Consider the following 17,985-nt stretch of genomic DNA (forward strand, 5'->3'; position numbering starts at 1 on the left):
GGCCAGTGTTGCGCTGGATAGCGATCTGGCCTGGACCGGATTGAGAAATTGCTCAATGGCTGTGGCTGTCCGGCTCGCTCCAGTGCGGCGCCGCGAACAGCTCGGGGTATTGATGCAGGCTGGCGAGGATGCGCTGGATACCCTGTTCGCGCTTCGCCGGCTCGGACAGTGCTTCGGCGCCCTTCAGCAGGTCGATCAGCAGCACGTGAAGCGCGGCATCGGCCTGCTCGGGTAATTGGCAGTTCTCAAGCAGGTACGAGACGTGCGTCTCGACATCCTTTTGCAACTGGATGGCTTCTGCTTCGCCAATGGGCTGCGCGGGATTACCGGCCAGGGCCGCCTCGACGCTGCGTTGCAGGCGCGTCATGCCTTCGCGCAACGGCGCGTCGGTCGCCCATTGCTCGCCGGTCGCCGCAGGTGCGGCAGCTGGGCTGGCATGGTCATGATGGCTTTGCGTAGCGTGCGCAGTGCTGATGACCACATCCAGCGCGACGCCGCTGGCCAGCGCCAGGATCGAAGCCAGCGCCAGGCCCCAGGCCAAAGGTTGGATGACTGCTTTCATATCGCCTCCGGTTTTTCGAATCACGAGCGGTGTGACCCGCTGGGTCTCAGTGTGCTGGGGTCTTCAGAAACAGGATGTTGTTCTCCAGATGGATGTGCTGCATCAGGTCGTCGCGCAGTTCTTCCAGCCCTCGATACAGGGCGCGCCAGGTATTGCAGGCATTGGCCGGCGGGGTGATGTCGTTGGTGAGTGTCGCCAGTTGAGCCAGCGCGGCGCCATGCTGGTCATGCTCGTAGCGCATGACCGCGATGGGGCCGTGGGTCTGCGGAACTTCGATGCCGCGTCGCAGCATCGGGAAGAGAATCTGTTCTTCCTTGAGCATGTGGCTTTCCAGTTCCTGCTGCATGTCCCACAGGTGCTCGGCGAGGCCGAGCGGGCAGCCGGGCTTGTTGCCATGAACCTGTTCCACGCGGCTGGCCAGGCGGATCAGTTCGGGAAACTGTTCGCGGTGACGCTCATGGAAACGTTCGAGGATGTGTTCGATCAGTGTGCCTGCCGATTCGTTGCGCCAGTCCGGCTCGTTGTCGGACGTCCGGCTCAATAAGGCAAGTTCGGCGGCGATCACCTGGGCATCGAGATCACGCTGCAGGGCGGCATCGTGCAGGCTGGTGTTGCCGCCACAGCAGAAATCCAGCTTGTACTGGCGAAATACGCGGGTAGCGCCAGGGATCAGACAGGCCAGATTGCCCAGGGTTTGCTCGGTCAGTGCAGTGGTCATGAGGCGTTTCCGGGTTGAAGTTTTACCTCATCATCGCAATCGGCATGCCATTGCCAACTTGTTGTTAAACAAGAAAATAAAAATAAGCATGGTGGAAAATACCGAAGCGATATAGGGTTATAAAAACCTTGAGGGTATAGATAACCATGATGGAAGAAGCGCTACTTGCCGATCTTGTCGCCGAGTTGCCCAGCGCGGTTCGCCTGCAACGGCTGGTGCATACCCTGCACGAGCGCTTTCGCTGTGGTGCTGTGGTGCTGCTGCGACTCGATGACGATACCTTGCGGCCACTGGCCGCTGTCGGGCTGGTGCAGGAGGCGCTGGGGCGGCGCTTCGTCGTCGCCCAGCATCCGCGCCTCGCCGCCATTCTCGCGCAGCGTGAGCCGGCCTGGTTCGAGCCCGACAGTCGGCTGCCCGATCCCTATGACGGCCTGCTCGACGAGCATGTCGGTGAGCCGCTGCCGGTGCATGACTGCATGGGCGTCAGCCTCTACGTGGAGGGCAAGCTGTGGGGCGCGCTGACGCTCGATGCCTTGCATGCCGGAACCTTCGACGATGATGCCCGGCGCGATCTGCAACGCTATACGCTGGTGATCGAAGCAGCGATCCGCATCACCCGGCTGGAACATGAAAACCGTGGCCTGCGGCTGGCGCGCAGCGATGTGCTGGAAACCACCCGGATGCCTGCCGATGGCGAGATCCTGGGGCAGAGCCGGGTGATTGCCGAGCTGCTGCGCGAGCTGGAAGTGGTGGCCGACTCCGAGCTGCCGGTACTGTTGCTGGGTGAAACCGGCGTCGGCAAGGAGCTGTTTGCGCGCTGGCTGCACCGTCACTCACGGCGACGCAACAAGCCGCTGGTGCTGGTCAACTGTGCGGCGTTGCCCGAATCGCTGGCCGAAAGCGAGCTGTTCGGCCATATGAAGGGCGCGTTTTCCGGCGCCACCACGGATCGTCCAGGGCGTTTCGATGCGGCCAATGGCGGCACCCTGGTGCTTGATGAAGTGGGCGAGCTGCCATTGACGGTGCAGGCGAAACTGTTGCGCACCCTGCAGAATGGCGAAATCCAGCGACTGGGCGCCGACAAGCCGCGCCAGGTGGATGTGCGGATCATCGCCGCGACCAACCGCAACCTGCGCGAAAGCGTGCGCGACGGGAATTTCCGCGCTGACCTGTATCATCGCCTGTCGGTCTATCCGGCACCGATTCCGCCGCTGCGCGAGCGCGGCAACGACGTGCTGATCCTCGCCGGCTACTTTCTCGAACTGAACCGCGCACGGCTGGGCTTGCGCAGCATGCGCCTGTCACCGGCTGCCGAACGCGCGCTACTGGCCTATGCCTGGCCGGGCAATGTGCGCGAGCTGGAACATGTGATCAGCCGGGCCGCGCTGCGGCTGCTCAGCCGTGGTGCCTCGCGCAGCGAGATACTCACGCTGGAGCCTGACCTGCTCGATCTGGACAGCTCTCACCTGACGCCACTGGCCCGGGCCGTCGAGACGCCGCTGCCCGATGACATGGCGATTGTCCCGCTGCGCGAAGCGGTCGATGCCAGCCAGCGCCAGGCCATCATCCGGGCGTTGGAGGCCAGCGGCGAAAACTGGGCGCAGGCCGCACGGTTGCTGGACGTCGACCCCAGCAACCTGCACAAGCTGGCGCGGCGGCTGAAGTTGAAGTGATGACGGCTGCGCGCCGTGTGTCGCTTGTCGGGAATGGTCGGTACTGCGCCAGGGTCTATCCTTCAGCTCTATAACAAGAAGAGGACAGCTCATGGCTCTGGATCAACAGGAATTCGAGGCGCTGCTGACGCAGGCGCAGGCGCACGCCGACCTTGCGGTCAGCGAGAACCAGCCGCTGCATTACCGGGCGGCCTTCGAGGCCAGCCTGAAAGCCATGCGCCTGCTGGCCGAGGAATCCGGCAGTTGGCGGCAGATGGTCGCCCGCGCGACGGAAGAGTTTCAGGGAGATGAGGGGGTATAGGCACAAGAGCCGATAAGAGTGCTGGAGGCTGGACGAGAAGCAGGTCATAGGTCGGGACATGCTTCACCGACCCGACGAACGCACGATCAGACAGCCTATGAGCGAAAGCCGCGCGCACCGCACGGACCTGTGGGAGCGGACTTGTCCGCGAAGCGATGCCCGAATCATCCGCGCGGCCCCATTCGCGGCCAAGGCCCCTCCCACGATGGCCCGTGCGCACCACACAGCCTGTGGGCGGGCTTTCAGCTTCCTGCACGGGTCTCCTCCTTGATGTTTGTCAATGTTGCCCGAAGGGCATCTACCTAGACTGCCGGCTGTTTCCTTTCAGCCCCGGAAAGCCGCCGTCGCCTGTGGCGTGACGCGCATGTATCCGATTGTCTAGGAGTTGCCATGCACCTGGTCTGTCCGGCAGGAAGCCTGCCCGCGCTCAAGGCCGCCGTCCAGCAGGGCGCCGATGCCATCTATGTCGGTTTCAGAGACGACACCAACGCCCGCCATTTCGCCGGGCTCAATATGGATGACAAGCAGCTCGACAAGGGTCTGCAGCTGATCCGCGAGAAGGGTCGGCAGCTCTACGTGGCCGTCAATACCTACGCCCAGCCCGATGGCTGGAAGCGCTGGCAACGCGCGGTGGATCAGGCCGCGGACATGGGCATGGACGCGCTGATCGCCGCCGACCCCGGTGTGCTGGGCTACGCCAGCCAGCGTCACCCGCAGCTCAACCTGCATCTTTCGGTCCAGGGCTCGGCCACCAATGCCGCGGCGCTGGCCTTCTATCAGCAGCGCTACAACATCAAGCGCGCCGTGTTGCCGAGGGTGCTGTCGCTCAAGCAGGTCAAGCAGGTTGCGGCGAGCAGTCCGGTGCCGATCGAGGTGTTCGCCTTCGGCAGCCTGTGCATCATGGCCGAGGGCCGCTGCCATCTGTCGTCCTATCTCACCGGCGAGTCGCCGAACCTCTGCGGTGTCTGCTCGCCGGCCAAGGCCGTGCGCTGGAGCGAGGAGCCGGAAGGCCTGACCTCGCGCCTGAACAATGTGCTGATCGACCGTTATGCCGAGGGCGAATCGGCTGGCTATCCGACGCTGTGCAAGGGCCGTTTCATGGTCAATGGCGAGCGTTTCCATGCGCTGGAAGAGCCCACCAGCCTCAATACCCTGGACCTGATTCCCGAACTGGCCTCCATCGGTGTCACGGCGATGAAGATCGAAGGGCGCCAGCGCAGCCCGGCCTATGTCGAGCAGGTCACCCGTGTCTGGCGCGCCGCGCTGGATGCCTACCTGCAGGCGCCGCAGCGTTATGCCGTGCAGCCGGGCTGGCGCGAGGTGCTCGACGGCCTCTCCGAAGGCTCGCAAACCACCCTGGGCGCTTACCACCGGGCCTGGCAATGAACGAGGAGCCAACCATGAAACTCAGTCTCGGCCCCGTGCTGTTCTACTGGGATCGTCAGCAGACGCTGAACTTCTATGCCGACATGGCCAACCTGCCGCTGGATGTCATCTATCTGGGGGAGACTGTCTGTTCCAAGCGTCGCGACCTGGGTCTGGATGACTGGATCGGGCTGGGCCGGGAGCTGACCCAGGAATCGTCGGCGCAGATCGTGCTGTCCGGGCTGACCCTGATCGAAGCCGCCTCGGAGCTGTCCGGCTTGAAGCGCCTGTGCGACAACGGCGAGCTGCTGGTCGAAGCCAACGACATGGGCGCGGTGCAGTACCTGTCGGAAAAGCGCCTGCCCTTCGTCGGCGGCCCGGCACTGAATCTCTACAACGGCCATGCGCTGGCCGAGCTGGTGAAGAGCGGCATGTACCGCTGGGTGCCGCCGGTGGAGATGTCCGGGGCGATGATCAGGAGCGCCCGCGAGCAGTTGGCGAGCATCGAGGTGACGCCGCCGGAAATCGAGATATTCGCCTACGGCCATCTGCCCCTGGCGTATTCGGCGCGCTGCTTTACCGCGCGTGCGGAAAACCGCCCCAAGGACGACTGCCAGTTCTGCTGCCAGAACTACCCGGAAGGCATTCCGCTGCTCAGCCAGGAGGGCGAGGCATTGTTCACCATCAATGGTATCCAGACCATGTCGGCTTCGGTCAGCAACCTGCTGGCCGACTACCCGGCGCTGGTGGCCAGCGGTGCCGACCTGCTGCGCCTGAGCCCGCGCGCATCGGGCATGGGCGAAGTGGTCGCGGCATTCGATGCGGTGCGCAAGGGTGGCCTGCCGCCGCTCGCGGTCGAAGGCTGCAACGGTTACTGGCACGGCCAGCCGGGCATGCTGCGCGCAGAGGAGGCCGGGCTATGCTGAAGCCACGCGCACAGTTGTTGAAGCTGGGTGAGCACCTGCTGCCGCTGGCGGCGCGCACGCCCTTCACGTTGCAGCGCATCGCGCTCGAACGCAGCCTGAATCAGGTGTTTGCCGAACCGCTGGCCGATGGCGCCTTCGAGGTGCTGGAAGGCAACTGGATGCGTCTGGAAGTGGCCGACCTCAGGCTGGGCTGGTGCCTGAGCTGCGACCGGCAGAAGCTGCGCATTGCCGAGCAGGCGCCGGTGCAGGTGACCATCCGTGGCAACTGGCGCGAGTTCCTGCTGCTCGCCAGCCGCCAGGAGGACCCCGACACCCTGTTCTTCCGTCGCCGGCTGGTGATCGAGGGCGACACCGAACTGGGGCTGGCGATCAAGAACCTGATCGACAGTCTCGACCCGGACATGCTGCCGCCCTGGCTGTGGAAGATTCTGCAAGGGGCGGGTGAGGAAGTGGCGCAGGCAGGCCGAGCGCAGCCCGCAGCCGTATAGCGCGGCTATGTTCCCCTCAGGTGTTGGCACGAACCTGCTTTTTGAGGCGACCGTCTGCGCGGTTCCTTTCGCGGCCATGGGCCGCTCCTACGCAGGTGCACGTCCCATGTAGGAGCGGGCCACGCCCGCGAATCAATATTCAGGCACTCAGACCGAATGCAGGCGATGTGTGGGCTGCATGCGGTCGCTGGCGATGATGCTCTTCATGTCCTCGAACAGCGCGTTGGTTTCCTCCTCGCTGCAATCTTCGCGGTAGCGCTTGCGCAGGCCGTAGCTGCTGAGGGTGATGTGGACGTTGGCGATGACGTCATGTTGCGCCAGGCAGGCGCGTGCGCAATGCATCGGGCAACCGTCGATGGCGAGGATGGGGCGTCCCGAGTTGGCCTTGTTGACCAGCGAGCCGACCCGGCCACCGACACCGGCGATGCAGGACATTTCCGCAATGCCGGCGCGGTCGAGACGTACCGCGAGGGTGTTGGCCAGTTGCGCCACGTTGGAGCAGCCGGAGCAGGAATACACCAGAGGCAGGCGGGGAGTCTTGGTCATGGCGTTCTCCTGTTCGGGTGCGAGTCCAGGGCAGTATGTTGCTGACCTCGCCTGCCTGCTTTGACGGCTATCAAGAACGCTGCGGCAATGTGCCGCGTTCACTCCTGATAGGCGGCCAGACCCTGGCTGTCGAGGATCTCGATGCGTCGACGCTGGACGTTGATCATCCCTGATTCGATCAGCCGATGCAGGATGCGTGAGAAGGTCTCCGGCTGGATACCGAGTTTGGAAGCGATCAGGCGCTTGGGCACGTCGAGGGTGACCACACCGCTCTCGCCTTCCTGAGCCTGGTATAGAAAGCGCACCACTCGGTGACTGGCGTTGGCCAGCGTCAGGGTATCGATTTCGTTGAGGCGTTGGTGCAGGCGAATGCTCAGGGTGGCGAGGATGTCCAGGCAGATGCTCGGATGTTCTTCGAGCATGCGCCGGTAGTGCGAGCCGTGCAGGCTGGCGACCAGGCTGGCCTTGAGCGCCGTGGCGCTGACCGGGTAGTTGGGCGTACCGGTGAACAGCAGGGCTTCGGCGAAGGACTCGCCGCTGCGGATGATTTCCACCAGTTTTTCCTGACCGTCGCACACCACACGATGCAGTTTCACCTGTCCGCTGAACAGAAAGTAGAACCGATCAGCCTTGTCACCCTGATGGAACAGCACAGTGCTGGCGGGCAGGCGACGGAGATTGGCCGAAGCGCAGACTTCCTGCATCGCAGCCTCGGGAAGCCGGCTGAACAGGTGGTGGCGGCGCAGCTCCGCAACAAGAGATGTTTCGGTGAGCATGGTTTCTCCCTCCCGGCGCGAGTCCAGGATTGTTCGAGGCTGCATCCTAAAAGGCCCGGCGCCCATTGCTCCTTGACCGCTGACAAGATTGCTTGCCGAAATGACCGGACTCCCGGTTTGAAAATGCCTGGCGCGAATTGACCATGGTCAATTCGCACCGAGGCATGTTCTTCTAATGTGCACAGCATATTGTGGTTTTTTAGTTTAATTAATCTATATGTAGTGCCTTGGAGGGGTCTGATGAACGAAGTCGCCGAACTGCATCAACCGGTCTCGCTGCGCAAGCGCGATGGACGGCTGGTGGCTTTCGAGCTGGGCAAGATCGTGCAGGCGATCAAGGCGGCGGGACATGCCACCGGTGAATTCGATGCCGAAACGGCACAGGCGCTGGCTGCCCGGGTAGTGCTGCGGTTGCCGCAGCGGGTGGTGCAGATCGAGCAGGCGCAGGACGCCGTCGAACGGGGGCTGATGGAGGCTGGCCACTACGCCACCGCGCGTGCCTACATCGTCTATCGCGAGCGCCATGGGCGCCTGCGGCGCGACCGCAAGGCCATCGTCGATGTCGCCTCCTCGATGAACGAGTATCTCTCCCGCGAGGACTGGCGCGTGCGGGCCAACGCCAACCAGGGCTATTCGCTGGGCGGGCTGATTCTCAACGTGTCCGGCAAGGTCACCGCCAACTACTGGCTGGACGAGGTCTACAGCCCCGAGATCGGCACCGCGCATCGCGAGGCGGACCTGCACATCCACGACCTCGACATGCTGGCCGGCTACTGCGCCGGCTGGTCGCTGCGTTCGCTGCTCAACGAGGGCTTCAACGGCATTCCCGGACGGGTCGAGGCGGGGCCGCCGAAGCATCTGTCCAGCGCGCTGGGGCAGATGGTCAATTTCCTCGGTACGCTGCAGAACGAGTGGGCCGGCGCCCAGGCGTTCAGCTCCTTCGATACCTACCTGGCGCCTTTCGTGCGCAAGGACAACCTGAGCTATGGCGAAATCCGCCAGGCCATCCAGGAGTTCATCTACAACCTCAACGTGCCGTCGCGCTGGGGTACGCAGACGCCCTTCACCAACCTGACCTTCGACTGGGTCTGCCCGGAGGACCTGCGCGAGCAGATTCCCTACATCGGCGGTGAGGAGATGCCCTTCGCCTATGGCGAGCTGCAGGCGGAGATGGAACTGATCAACCGCGCCTATATAGAGGTCATGCAGGCCGGCGATGGCCTCGGCCGGGTGTTCACCTTCCCGATTCCGACCTACAACATCACCCACGACTTTCCCTGGGACAGCGAAAACGCCGACCGTCTGTTCGAGATGACGGCGCGCTACGGCCTGCCGTACTTCCAGAACTTCCTCAACTCGGACATGCAGCCCAACCAGGTGCGTTCCATGTGCTGCCGCCTGCAGCTGGACGTGCGCGAGCTGCTCAAGCGTGGCGGCGGTCTGTTCGGCTCCGCCGAGCAGACCGGCTCGCTCGGCGTGGTGACCATCAACTGCGCGCGCCTGGGCTACCTGCATCAGGGCGATCGCCGCGGCTTGTACGAACACCTCGATGCACTGCTGGAAATGGCCAAGGAAAGCCTCGAGGTCAAGCGCAAGGTCATCCAGCATCACATGGATGCCGGGCTCTATCCCTACACCAAGCGCTACCTGGGCACGCTGCGCAATCACTTCTCCACCATTGGCGTGAACGGTCTGCACGAGATGGTGCGCAACTTCAGCGAGGACGCCGAGGGCCTGCATACGGCTGCGGGCAGGGCGCTGGCCCTTGAACTGCTGGACCATGTGCGGGCGGTGCTGGTGCGCTTTCAGGAAGAAACCGGTCATCTCTACAACCTCGAAGCCACGCCGGCGGAAGGCACCACCTACCGGTTCGCCAAGGAAGATCGCAAGCGCTTTGCGGGCATCCTCCAGGCCGGCACCGACGAGGCGCCGTACTACACCAACTCCTCGCAGCTACCGGTGGGTTTTACCGACGATCCCTTCGAGGCGCTGGCGCTGCAGGATGAGCTACAGACCCGCTACACCGGCGGCACCGTATTGCACCTGTACATGGCCGAGCAGATTTCCTCGACACAGGCCTGCAAGAACCTGGTGCGCAAGGCGCTCGGGCGTTTCCGTCTGCCCTATCTGACGCTCACGCCGACCTTTTCCATCTGCCCCGTGCACGGCTACCTGAGTGGCGAACACGAATTCTGTCCCAAGTGCGACGAAGCACTGCTGCAGAAACAGCAGAGTTGCTGCGCCTGAACCCTTTCCAACCCAACGGAGTGAGCACCATGAAGCAAACGATTCAACTACCCGAAGCCCAGCGCCAGCGCTGCGAGGTCTGGACCCGCGTCATGGGTTATCACCGCCCGGTCGCCGCGTTCAATCCCGGCAAGCAGTCCGAGCACCGCGAGCGGCAGCACTTCACCGAAGCCGCCGCGCAGGCAGCGGTTGCGTGATCGCGACGTTACGGGTCGGGGGGTTGGTCCCCCTGACCACGCTGGATTTCCCCGATCATCTGGCTTGCGTGCTGTTCTGCCAGGGCTGTGGCTGGCGCTGTCGTTACTGTCACAATCCGCAGCTGATCCCGGCCTGCGGCGCGCAGGAAAGATCCTGGGAGGAAATTATCGACTTCCTCGAACAGCGCGTCGGCCTGCTCGAAGCGGTCGTTTTCAGCGGCGGTGAACCGACCCTGCAACTGGCCTTGCCCGAGGCGATTGCCCAGGTGCGCGCCATGGGCTTCAAGGTCGGCCTGCACAGCGCGGGGATCAAACCCAGGCTGTTTCGCCAGGTATTGCCGCTGGTGGACTGGGTGGGTTTCGACATCAAGGCCCTGCCGGAGCACAGCACGCTGATCACCGGTGTGGAGGGAAGCGGCCAGGCCAACTGGAAAAGCCTCCAGCATCTGCTCGACAGCGGCGTCGCCCATGAATGCCGCACCACCGTGCACTGGCACCTGTTCGATGCCGATCGGCTCTGGCAGATGGCCCAGCGCCTGCGCAGGCAAGGCGTCGAGCGCTTCGTCGTGCAATGCGTGCGCACCGCCCGGATGCTCGACGAGAGCCTGCCGGACAGCCGCGCCCCCCATGATCAGCTGCGTCTGTGGGAACGCATGGGCAAGCTGTTTTCAGCATTCGTATTGCGCGGTTGAGCGGGGCATGGCTCGACCCTGCGAACCGATGAAAGCTCAGCTCCAGCCCCAGAACTGCAGATACCAGCCATAGCCGATTACCGCGCTGCCCAGGCCCACACAGGCAAAGGCGGTCAGTCGGCGCAGGCCGTTGGCGCCGTGGCGGCTGATCACCTGCCAGGCCAGGTAGAGGCTCCAGGCGACCGCGCCGGCCAGCATCAGGGCTCGGGTTGGCTGCGCCCAGGCGAGGATGAAACCTTCATAACGCAGCAGCTTGATGGTTGTCGCCGAGAGGCCGAGAAACAGTCCGGCCCCGCCGAGTGGCGTCAAGGTCAGTGCCAGGTGGTGGAACAGGTTGTCGCCCCGGTTCATCAGGCGTACCGCGCCACGCAGCAGCAACCAGAGCGCGCCGCCGATCACCAGCGAACTGGCGCCGATGTAGCTCAGGATCGCCGCGCCATCGAGCCAGCTGAAGGCATCGTTGGCCTGCGGATAGTGCGTCAGCAGCCACCAGGGCGCGTTGGCTTCGAGCGGCCAGAAGATATCGCGATCCACCAGCCATTCGGCGGCGGTCTGCTTGAGCGTGATGAACCAGGGGCTGACCGTCCACTGGAAGGCGCCCATCGCCAGGCCGATCATGCCGAACAGCAGCAAGGTACTGTCCCAGTGGCCATGTTGTGGCGGGTTGCCGACGATGAGGATTTCCTGGTTGGGCGAGCGTGCGCTCAGCGCGACGGCACCACGCTGGCCGCTGCAGCGACCGCAGGCGTGGCAGTCACTGTTGCCCTGCATGCGGCGGATGTCGATCAGCGGCGCGCAGTTGGGTGTGGGCAGGTGCGGCCCCTGATTGGCCTGCCAGCGCTTCTCGTCCACCTTGTAGTGGACCGGCGCCAGGCGCGCGAGCAGGCTGAATACGCCGCTCACCGGGCACAAGTGCCGGCACCAGACGCGCTTGCCACGTCCGTAGAGGAAGCCCACCAGCATAGCGGCCACGGTCGAGCCGCCGAGAATCAGCGCCGCGGCCCGACCATAGTCGTACACGCTGATCAGCTGGCCGTAGACGGTGGTCAGAATGAAGGCGATGGTCGGCCAGCCGCTCCAGCGGATCCAGCGCGGTGTGCCCTTGTTCAGCCCGCGCCAGCTGATCCATTCGCTGAGCGAACCCTCCGGGCAGAGCACGCCGCACCAGAGGCGGCCGAAGAACACCATCGACAGCAGCACGAAGGGCCACCATAGCCCCCAGAACAGGAACTGGGCGAACACCGTGATGTTGTCGAGCATGCGCGCCTCGGACGGCGGCAGTGAGAGGACAGCGGGCACTAGCAGGAGGATCAGATAAAAGCCGACCACCAGCCACTGGACCAGCCGGATGGCCTTGGCATGCTGGCGCAGCAGATCACCGACGCGCGCCAGCCAGGGAGCGTTGGTGATCATGCGATGCGAGCCTCCAGACGAGCCTCCGGTTTCGCTCGCAACCAGGCCCAGACGGCCAGCCAGTACAGCCCCATCAGCACCACGGCGGCGAGCGATGGCATGGCGCGGTAGCCGGTGAGCCCCGCGACGGTGCTGCCCAGGGTGCCGCCGTCATCGAGCAGGGCGGAGGTGTCCCAGAGCGGATCGCCGAAGAGGCTGTAGAACACTTCCGGAATGTCCATGCCCATCAGCTGGCCGCTGAAGCGGTCGAGCCCGGCCATGAGCAGGGCCGCGCCGAGCAGCAGCAACAGGGCTTCGCTGACCTTGAAGAAACGCTTCCAGGAAAACAGCCGGCTGCCGGCTTGCAGCGCGGCGTAGCTGAGCAGCGCCAGGACGAAGCCGAGCACGCCGCCGATGACGAAACCGATCAGGTCCGTGCCTTGCTGCTGATGGCCGATGCCATAGAGAAACACCACCGTCTCGCTACCCTCGCGGGCCACGGCGAGCATCGCCAGCACCAGCAGGCCGATGCCGCTGCCCTGGCTCAGGTGCGCGCTGGCGTTGTCGATCAGGCTGCGCTTGAGGTCGCGCCCGTGGTGGTGCATCCAGCCGACCATCTGCAGGATCAGCAGGCTGGCCACCAGCAGCATGGCGCACTGGAACCATTCGCCCGCCGGGCCGGCCAGCCAGTCGCCAGCGCTGAGAATGCCCCAGGCCAGCAGCGTCGCCAGCCCAAGCCCGGCGGCCACGCCACCCCAGAGCATGCGCAACGCATGGCGATTATCCGGTTGTTGGCTCAGCCAGGCATGCAGGATGCCGATGACCAGCAGGGCCTCGACGCTTTCGCGCCAGACGATGAACATGGATTGGCCCATGGCGCTTCTCCTGTCGGGTGGCCTGATGGCGGGCTCGGTTTCGCTATCGAGGCCGCAGCCGTGCAGGCCACAGGGACTACTTGGCGATGATTTCCCCTTCGGGAAGATCCATGTGGAACTCGTCGAAGAAGGGATAGCGGCCCGGTTTCAGCGGGTGAATCACGACGAACGAGGTGACGCCGGCCGAGAGGACCTTTTCCACTCGCAGCGGCGTGCTCTCGAACTCGGTGGGGCCGCTGCCGGCGTTGTTGATGATGATCTTGAAGCGCTGACGGGCCGGCACTTCCAGGGTCGCCGGCTCGAAATGGCCGTCGCGGATGGTCAGCTCGTAAGTGGGCAGGCCAGCCTGGGCGCCGCCGGCAAAGCCGACGACGAACAGGGGCAGCAGGTGCAACAGGGCGCGTCGCATGGCTGGCCTCCGGCTCAATAGCCGCCTTTCTTGCCGATGCCGGCATAGGTGAACTCGTAGTTCAGCTCGCAGCGTTCGAACCAGGGCGCGACGCCGGTTTCCTTGTCGACATGACGACCGAACATGGCGTGATCGCCACCCGGCGGCAGGATGGTGAAGGTCAGCTGGTACTTGCCGGGGCCCATCAGCTTGACGTTGTCGCCGTAATGCGGGCCGTCGTTGGCCACCATCGGGTGGAAGTCGCCTTCGATCTTCTCGTCCGAGCCTTTCTTGCTCAGCGAATATTTGATGTTCAGGTAGGGCACGAAGCTGCCTTCCTGCCAGCCGTTGCGGTTGTCTTCGGTGGCGGCGATGTCGGCTTCCAGATGGATGTCGGATTCGGCTGTGGCGCGCATCATGCCAGCCGGCTCCATCTCCACCGGCTGCAGGTACACTGCGCCGACTTCCATGCCGCCGCATTGCTGTGGTTCACCGATGGGATATTCCTTGGCCTGGGCGAGGGGCGTCAGCATCAGCGATGCGATGGCGAGGGTAACGGGAATACGCATGTAGCCTCCGTAAGGAGCGTTATGAATGACGAAGCAAGACTCGCATCCGCAAGGGTTAACGATAATGATTCGCGTCAATTCTGAAGGAAATACTTTGTTACGTATAGGGCGGGTCTGCTCTGAGGTGAAGGCTCGGCAGGCTCAAGCGCGCGGATGAAAAGGGCTGCGAGCATCCCGCTGCGTTAAGTTGTCACACCCTTGCGAGCCGGTTCATCAGACCGCGCGGCGGCGTTCAGGAAAGCGCCGCGAGCGGAAATGAGCTGTGTATCGAGCTGGCTCGCGGCCTACCATATGCATTTTTCAATCAGGGAAGCCCATGCCTCAAACCGCTGTGCTGGACGCCCGCACCGCCCGGGTGCTGCCGTGGCTGGTCGCCATCGCGTTCTTCATGCAAACCCTCGACGGCACCATTCTCAACACGGCCCTGCCGGCCATGGCGCGGGATCTGGCCGAGGATCCGCTGCGCATGCAGGGCGTGGTCATCGCTTACATGCTGACCGTGGCGTTGCTGATCCCGGCGTCGGGATGGCTGGCGGACCGCTTCGGCACGCGGCGTATCTTCTTTTCCGCCATCGTGCTGTTCACCCTCGGTTCGCTGTTCTGCGCGATGTCCACCAGCTTCAACCAACTGGTGATCTCGCGTGTGATACAGGGCATGGGCGGGGCGCTGATGCTGCCGGTGGGGCGTCTGGTGGTGCTGCGTGCCTATCCGCGCAGCGAGTTCGTGCGGGTGATGACCTTTATCGCGTTGCCTGGCATGGTCGGCCCGCTGATCGGTCCGACACTGGGTGGCTGGCTGGTCGAGTATGCGTCCTGGCACTGGATATTCCTGATCAACCTGCCGGTGGGGCTGCTGGGCGGCATCGCAGCGTTTCGCTTCATGCCCGACCTGAAAAGCGCCGAGCGGATACGTTTCGATACCTTCGGTTTCATCCTGTTCGGGGCGGCGATGGTGCTGATCACCATCGCACTGGAAGGTCTGGGCGAAATGCATATGCCGCATGCCCGCGTGCTGCTTCTGATCGTCATCGGCCTTGCCTGTCTGACCGCCTACTGGCTGCGTGCCGGGCATATCGAAAAACCGCTGTTCAGTCCTTCGCTGTTCCGTACCCGCAGTTTCGCCGTGGGCATCTTCGGCAATCTGTTCGCCCGTCTGGGCAGTGGCGCGCTGCCGTTCCTGCTGCCGCTGTTGCTACAGGTGGCGCTGGGCTATTCGCCGGCGCAGGCGGGGATGATGATGATTCCGCTGGCGCTTGGCGCCATGCTGATCAAGCCGCTGGCCAAGCCGCTGATCGATCGCCTCGGCTACCGGCGCATCCTCATTGGCAACACCTTGCTGCTGGGTGGCCTTATCGCCAGCCTGGCCACCATCGATGCCGCTACGCCCACGCTGCTGTTGCTGCTGCACCTGAGCCTGATCGGCATGGTCAACTCGATGCAGTTCACGGCGATGAATACCGTTACCCTGGTCGGGCTCAGCTATCAGGACGCCAGCAGCGGCAACAGCCTGCTGTCGGTGGTGGTGCAACTGTCCATGAGTCTCGGCGTCGCTGCCGCCGGGGCCTTGCTGGGCGGCTTTACCCTTCCCGGTAGCGATGGCGAGGCCGTGCTGCAGGCCTTCCAGATGACCTTTCTGTGTATCGGCGGCATGTCGATGCTGGCCGCCGCGCTGTTCTTTCAACTGGACAGCAAGCAGAAGATGGCTGCTCGGCTTGTGGACCTGGAATAAAAGACGCCTGTCTTTCGAGCGCACATGTGTCGAGGAGAGTCTGGAGTGGCGACTCCGCAGGCTGTTGCATCTGTCCCTGCAAGGCGTTACTACTGCGCGTCGTTTTTTGGCTGGATGATGTGCTGATGAGTCCGATGAAGAAGCCATGGGTGCTGGGTTTGACCGGCGGCATCGGCAGCGGCAAGAGTGCGGTGGCCGAGGCGTTCGGCGAGCTTGGCGTGCACTGGGTGGATGCCGACCATGCGGCGCGCTGGGTTGTCGAACCCGGCAGGCCGGCGTTGGGGCTGATTGCGCAGCGCTTCGGTGAGAGCGTCCTCGCGTCGGATGGAAGCCTGGATCGGGCGGTGTTGCGCGGGCTGGTTTTCGAGGACCCGGAGCAGCGCAAGTGGCTCGAGCAGTTGCTGCATCCGCTGATTCGTCAGGAGATTGCCGAGCATCTGGCCAGGGCGCAGTCGCCCTATGCGATCATGGTTTCGCCGCTGCTGATCGAGTCCGGTCAATACCGCCAGGCCGACCGTGTGCTGGTGGTCGATGTGCCCGAGGCGCTGCAGCTGCAGCGTGCCGCCCGGCGCGATCAGGCCAGCGAAGAGCAGATTCGTGCCATCCTCAAGGCTCAGGCCAGTCGCGAAGAGCGCCTGCGTCATGCCGATGACGTGCTGCTCAATGATAGTGACATGAGCTGGCTGAAGGCTGAGGTCGAGCGCCTGCACAATTTCTATCTGACGCTGCGAGGAGGTCAGGAGTGAGTACTGCCGTAGTTGAATGTCCAACCTGTCGTGCGCCGGTGGAGTGGGGGCCGCAGAGCCCTAACCGGCCTTTCTGCTCGGATCGCTGCAAGCTGATCGACCTGGGCGCCTGGGCTTCGGAGGAGCACGTGATCCCCGGCGACGAGCTGGAGGACGATGTGTTCTCGGGCGATGTGCCGCCGCGTCAGCATTGACGGTCTGCTAAAGGTATCTGCTGCCGTATGGGCGAGTTGGCGGTAAGCATCGCCAGCTCGCTGATTCCTACTCATCATTCCAGGGCGGCGCCTGCAGGTAACGGCTTCGATTGAAGTTTTCCACCCAGTCCGGGTAGAACACGACCAGTGCGCTGACTACGGTGCCGTTGATGAAGGCTTCGGGAAACATCAGCAGCCAGATGAAGCCGGCGAAGTCATCGAGCCAGGGGGGCATCGGGTAGCGTCCATCGAACAGCAGGATGCCGAGCCCGGCCAGAATGCAGAACAGCGCTGCCAGACCTGCGGCGAAGAAGCCCGAAAAGAATATATAGATGAACAGATTGCGTGGCTGCAGGCGCTCGACCAGCAGTGCGCACAGATAGGTGACGCCAACCGGGATCAATACCAGCAGCACCCCATTGAGGCCCAGCGCGCTTGGCTGCTGATGGCCGATCAGGGTCAGGCCGACCTGGGCGACGAAGGCGGCGAGGATTGCCAGGGGCCAGTCCAGCAGCAGAGTCACCGCCGTCAGGCCGATGAAATGCACCGACAGCCCGGAATCGAAATCCCGGCGGACCAGCCAGAGCAGGAAGATCGCCAGCATCGCGCCGCACATCAGGTGCTGGCGGCGGGTATCGCTGAAAAGCTCCACCCAGGGTGCTCGCATGCATGCCCAGGCCAGCCCGGCTGCATAGAGCAGCCAGCCCAGAAAGAGGCTGGACGGTGCGAGCAGTTCGGCGGCAATCATCCTTGTTTCTCCTCGTCGCGGAGCTTTATCAATAGTGGACGGATCATAAGTGGTGCAATTGTGACCGATCGTGCGGGAACTGGTTCGTGCGAGGCAAAGCTGCTGCTGGGGATAGAAAACGTCGGGGCGATGGTATTTGTGGCGCTGCTGCCATGTTCTGGCGTTGCGCAGGTCGAAGCTGCTTGCTATTTCGCTGGTAATCGGGATAATTCCGCAGCCTGTCGCTGGGGATGCCTAGCCCGCCGACACAAAACCAAGGTAGGGGATGCCTAGCCTGCCAAATCACTGCCGTAGCGGACGCGCTGACCCGAGCCCCCGATAGCGTCTGTTTCCGGCTGTCCTGGCCTTGCCAGGGCGAGCACCATTCAGTAAGATTCGCCGTCTTATTTTCAGGGCGGCCCCTGAGGCTATAACGAATGAAGACTTTTACTGCTAAACCGGAAACCGTCAAGCGCGACTGGTTCGTCGTCGACGCTGCCGGCCAGACCCTGGGTCGTCTGGCAACCGAGATCGCTAGCCGCCTGCGTGGCAAGCACAAGGCGGAATACACCCCTCACGTCGATACCGGCGACTACATCGTCGTTATCAATGCCGAGCAAGTGCGTGTTACCGGTGCCAAGACCACCGACAAGATGTACTACTCCCACTCCGGTTTCCCGGGTGGCATCAAGTCGATCAACTTCGAGAAGCTGATCGCCAAGGCGCCAGAACGTGTGATCGAGACCGCGGTAAAAGGCATGCTGCCGAAGAATCCGCTGGGTCGCGACATGTATCGTAAGCTGAAGGTGTACAAGGGTGCCAGCCATCCGCATACCGCTCAGCAGCCCCAAGAACTGAAGATTTAACGGAATAG

General features: G+C 63.5%; 21 protein-coding genes. 12 read left to right on the top strand and 9 right to left on the bottom strand.

What is annotated here, in order from left to right; translation table 11 throughout:
* Nucleotides 1-52: 52 nt before the first annotated feature.
* Nucleotides 53-562 carry a DnrO protein gene (locus tag ACYCFC_RS20525; protein WP_459652741.1) on the bottom strand — a complete coding sequence of 170 codons (510 nt, stop codon included), beginning with the start codon at nucleotides 560-562 and terminating at the stop codon, nucleotides 53-55.
* Nucleotides 563-608: 46 nt separating this feature from the next.
* Nucleotides 609-1,280 carry an iron-sulfur cluster repair protein YtfE gene (gene ytfE, locus ACYCFC_RS20530; RefSeq protein WP_459652742.1) on the bottom strand — a complete coding sequence of 224 codons (672 nt, stop codon included), beginning with the start codon at nucleotides 1,278-1,280 and terminating at the stop codon, nucleotides 609-611.
* Nucleotides 1,281-1,426: 146 nt separating this feature from the next.
* On the opposite strand from ytfE, the gene norR reads away from it, so the two are divergent.
* From norR to ubiT, 5 genes are all read left to right on the top strand, one after another.
* Nucleotides 1,427-2,953, top strand: coding sequence for a nitric oxide reductase transcriptional regulator NorR (gene norR / locus ACYCFC_RS20535; RefSeq protein ID WP_459652743.1), 1,527 nt, complete (start codon nucleotides 1,427-1,429; stop codon nucleotides 2,951-2,953).
* A gap of 91 nt (nucleotides 2,954-3,044) precedes the next feature.
* A complete protein-coding gene (locus ACYCFC_RS20540) occupies nucleotides 3,045-3,254 on the top strand; it encodes a hypothetical protein (protein ID WP_459652744.1) in 210 nt (69 codons plus the stop codon).
* 390 nt (nucleotides 3,255-3,644) lie between these two features.
* Nucleotides 3,645-4,640 (top strand): ubiquinone anaerobic biosynthesis protein UbiU, encoded by a 996-nt coding sequence (gene ubiU, locus ACYCFC_RS20545; RefSeq protein WP_181082076.1) that lies wholly within the window; start codon nucleotides 3,645-3,647, stop codon nucleotides 4,638-4,640.
* 14 nt (nucleotides 4,641-4,654) lie between these two features.
* Nucleotides 4,655-5,545 (top strand): U32 family peptidase, encoded by an 891-nt coding sequence (locus ACYCFC_RS20550; protein ID WP_459652745.1) that lies wholly within the window; start codon nucleotides 4,655-4,657, stop codon nucleotides 5,543-5,545.
* A complete protein-coding gene (gene ubiT, locus ACYCFC_RS20555) occupies nucleotides 5,539-6,033 on the top strand; it encodes a ubiquinone anaerobic biosynthesis accessory factor UbiT (protein ID WP_459652746.1) in 495 nt (164 codons plus the stop codon). The genes ACYCFC_RS20550 and ubiT overlap by 7 nt, the downstream gene beginning before the upstream one ends.
* Before the next feature lie 147 nt (nucleotides 6,034-6,180).
* Here ubiT and ACYCFC_RS20560 read toward each other — a convergent pair whose 3' ends face one another.
* Both ACYCFC_RS20560 and ACYCFC_RS20565 read right to left on the bottom strand, forming a co-directional pair.
* Entirely contained in the window at nucleotides 6,181-6,579 is a 399-nt protein-coding gene (locus ACYCFC_RS20560) for a putative zinc-binding protein (protein ID WP_181082073.1), read from the bottom strand.
* Nucleotides 6,580-6,677: 98 nt separating this feature from the next.
* Nucleotides 6,678-7,355 carry a Crp/Fnr family transcriptional regulator gene (locus tag ACYCFC_RS20565; protein WP_181082072.1) on the bottom strand — a complete coding sequence of 226 codons (678 nt, stop codon included), beginning with the start codon at nucleotides 7,353-7,355 and terminating at the stop codon, nucleotides 6,678-6,680.
* Between the two features lie 240 nt (nucleotides 7,356-7,595).
* Here ACYCFC_RS20565 and ACYCFC_RS20570 point away from each other — a divergent pair, with 240 nt between their 5' ends.
* From ACYCFC_RS20570 to ACYCFC_RS20580, 3 genes are read left to right on the top strand one after another with little or no spacing between them, the layout of a single operon-like run.
* Nucleotides 7,596-9,602, top strand: coding sequence for a ribonucleoside triphosphate reductase (locus ACYCFC_RS20570; protein WP_459652747.1), 2,007 nt, complete (start codon nucleotides 7,596-7,598; stop codon nucleotides 9,600-9,602).
* A 29-nt stretch (nucleotides 9,603-9,631) separates the two neighbouring features.
* Complete coding sequence (gene nrdD / locus ACYCFC_RS20575) at nucleotides 9,632-9,799, top strand: anaerobic ribonucleoside-triphosphate reductase (RefSeq protein ID WP_181082070.1); 168 nt, start codon at nucleotides 9,632-9,634, stop codon at nucleotides 9,797-9,799.
* Nucleotides 9,796-10,491, top strand: coding sequence for an anaerobic ribonucleoside-triphosphate reductase activating protein (locus ACYCFC_RS20580; RefSeq protein WP_459652748.1), 696 nt, complete (start codon nucleotides 9,796-9,798; stop codon nucleotides 10,489-10,491). Before nrdD ends, ACYCFC_RS20580 begins: the two co-directional genes overlap by 4 nt.
* 36 nt (nucleotides 10,492-10,527) lie before the next feature.
* On the opposite strand, the gene ACYCFC_RS20585 is transcribed toward ACYCFC_RS20580, so the two are convergent.
* The 4 genes from ACYCFC_RS20585 to ACYCFC_RS20600 form a co-directional block, all read right to left on the bottom strand.
* Nucleotides 10,528-11,904 carry a 4Fe-4S binding protein gene (locus tag ACYCFC_RS20585; protein WP_459652749.1) on the bottom strand — a complete coding sequence of 459 codons (1,377 nt, stop codon included), beginning with the start codon at nucleotides 11,902-11,904 and terminating at the stop codon, nucleotides 10,528-10,530.
* Complete coding sequence (locus tag ACYCFC_RS20590; RefSeq protein WP_459652750.1) at nucleotides 11,901-12,758, bottom strand: FTR1 family iron permease; 858 nt, start codon at nucleotides 12,756-12,758, stop codon at nucleotides 11,901-11,903. The genes ACYCFC_RS20585 and ACYCFC_RS20590 overlap by 4 nt, the downstream gene beginning before the upstream one ends.
* Nucleotides 12,759-12,834: 76 nt before the next feature.
* The gene (locus tag ACYCFC_RS20595; protein ID WP_181082066.1) at nucleotides 12,835-13,167 is read right to left on the bottom strand and encodes a cupredoxin domain-containing protein; all 333 of its coding nucleotides are present in this window, start codon (nucleotides 13,165-13,167) and stop codon (nucleotides 12,835-12,837) included.
* A 14-nt stretch (nucleotides 13,168-13,181) separates the two neighbouring features.
* Nucleotides 13,182-13,715 (bottom strand): iron transporter, encoded by a 534-nt coding sequence (locus tag ACYCFC_RS20600; RefSeq protein WP_181076756.1) that lies wholly within the window; start codon nucleotides 13,713-13,715, stop codon nucleotides 13,182-13,184.
* A 316-nt stretch (nucleotides 13,716-14,031) separates the two neighbouring features.
* On the opposite strand from ACYCFC_RS20600, the gene mdtD reads away from it, so the two are divergent.
* The 3 genes from mdtD (at nucleotide 14,032) to yacG (ending at nucleotide 16,384) form a co-directional block, all read left to right on the top strand.
* On the top strand, nucleotides 14,032-15,444 hold the full coding sequence (mdtD, locus tag ACYCFC_RS20605; protein WP_181082065.1) for a multidrug transporter subunit MdtD: 1,413 nt from the start codon (nucleotides 14,032-14,034) through the stop codon (nucleotides 15,442-15,444).
* A gap of 125 nt (nucleotides 15,445-15,569) precedes the next feature.
* Entirely contained in the window at nucleotides 15,570-16,190 is a 621-nt protein-coding gene (coaE, locus tag ACYCFC_RS20610) for a dephospho-CoA kinase (protein WP_459652751.1), read from the top strand.
* Entirely contained in the window at nucleotides 16,187-16,384 is a 198-nt protein-coding gene (yacG, locus tag ACYCFC_RS20615; protein WP_459652752.1) for a DNA gyrase inhibitor YacG, read from the top strand. The genes coaE and yacG overlap by 4 nt, the downstream gene beginning before the upstream one ends.
* A 67-nt stretch (nucleotides 16,385-16,451) precedes the next feature.
* Here yacG and ACYCFC_RS20620 read toward each other — a convergent pair whose 3' ends face one another.
* The gene (locus tag ACYCFC_RS20620; RefSeq protein WP_459652753.1) at nucleotides 16,452-17,132 is read right to left on the bottom strand and encodes an energy-coupling factor ABC transporter permease; all 681 of its coding nucleotides are present in this window, start codon (nucleotides 17,130-17,132) and stop codon (nucleotides 16,452-16,454) included.
* A gap of 416 nt (nucleotides 17,133-17,548) precedes the next feature.
* Between ACYCFC_RS20620 and rplM the strand changes: the two genes are divergently transcribed.
* Nucleotides 17,549-17,977, top strand: a complete 429-nt coding sequence (gene rplM, locus ACYCFC_RS20625) for a 50S ribosomal protein L13 (protein WP_168425219.1) — start codon at nucleotides 17,549-17,551, stop codon at nucleotides 17,975-17,977.
* Nucleotides 17,978-17,985 lie beyond the last annotated feature (8 nt).

It is taken from the genome of Stutzerimonas sp. NM35, from assembly GCF_054604355.1.

Bases quoted from the DNA above. Each gene is read 5' to 3' on its own strand.
- ubiU (WP_181082076.1), top strand. From the start codon at position 3,645: ATGCACCTGGTCTGTCCGGCAGGAAGCCTGCCCGCGCTCAAGGCCGCC.
- norR (WP_459652743.1), top strand. From the start codon at position 1,427: ATGATGGAAGAAGCGCTACTTGCCGATCTTGTCGCCGAGTTGCCCAGC.
- ACYCFC_RS20565 (WP_181082072.1), bottom strand. From the start codon at position 7,355: ATGCTCACCGAAACATCTCTTGTTGCGGAGCTGCGCCGCCACCACCTG.
- ACYCFC_RS20525 (WP_459652741.1), bottom strand. From the start codon at position 562: ATGAAAGCAGTCATCCAACCTTTGGCCTGGGGCCTGGCGCTGGCTTCG.
- rplM (WP_168425219.1), top strand. From the start codon at position 17,549: ATGAAGACTTTTACTGCTAAACCGGAAACCGTCAAGCGCGACTGGTTC.
- mdtD (WP_181082065.1), top strand. From the start codon at position 14,032: ATGCCTCAAACCGCTGTGCTGGACGCCCGCACCGCCCGGGTGCTGCCG.
- coaE (WP_459652751.1), top strand. From the start codon at position 15,570: ATGAGTCCGATGAAGAAGCCATGGGTGCTGGGTTTGACCGGCGGCATC.
- ACYCFC_RS20560 (WP_181082073.1), bottom strand. From the start codon at position 6,579: ATGACCAAGACTCCCCGCCTGCCTCTGGTGTATTCCTGCTCCGGCTGC.
- ACYCFC_RS20570 (WP_459652747.1), top strand. From the start codon at position 7,596: ATGAACGAAGTCGCCGAACTGCATCAACCGGTCTCGCTGCGCAAGCGC.
- ACYCFC_RS20550 (WP_459652745.1), top strand. From the start codon at position 4,655: ATGAAACTCAGTCTCGGCCCCGTGCTGTTCTACTGGGATCGTCAGCAG.
- ytfE (WP_459652742.1), bottom strand. From the start codon at position 1,280: ATGACCACTGCACTGACCGAGCAAACCCTGGGCAATCTGGCCTGTCTG.
- ACYCFC_RS20590 (WP_459652750.1), bottom strand. From the start codon at position 12,758: ATGGGCCAATCCATGTTCATCGTCTGGCGCGAAAGCGTCGAGGCCCTG.
- ACYCFC_RS20595 (WP_181082066.1), bottom strand. From the start codon at position 13,167: ATGCGACGCGCCCTGTTGCACCTGCTGCCCCTGTTCGTCGTCGGCTTT.
- nrdD (WP_181082070.1), top strand. From the start codon at position 9,632: ATGAAGCAAACGATTCAACTACCCGAAGCCCAGCGCCAGCGCTGCGAG.
- ubiT (WP_459652746.1), top strand. From the start codon at position 5,539: ATGCTGAAGCCACGCGCACAGTTGTTGAAGCTGGGTGAGCACCTGCTG.
- ACYCFC_RS20585 (WP_459652749.1), bottom strand. From the start codon at position 11,904: ATGATCACCAACGCTCCCTGGCTGGCGCGCGTCGGTGATCTGCTGCGC.
- ACYCFC_RS20620 (WP_459652753.1), bottom strand. From the start codon at position 17,132: ATGATTGCCGCCGAACTGCTCGCACCGTCCAGCCTCTTTCTGGGCTGG.
- ACYCFC_RS20540 (WP_459652744.1), top strand. From the start codon at position 3,045: ATGGCTCTGGATCAACAGGAATTCGAGGCGCTGCTGACGCAGGCGCAG.
- ACYCFC_RS20600 (WP_181076756.1), bottom strand. From the start codon at position 13,715: ATGCGTATTCCCGTTACCCTCGCCATCGCATCGCTGATGCTGACGCCC.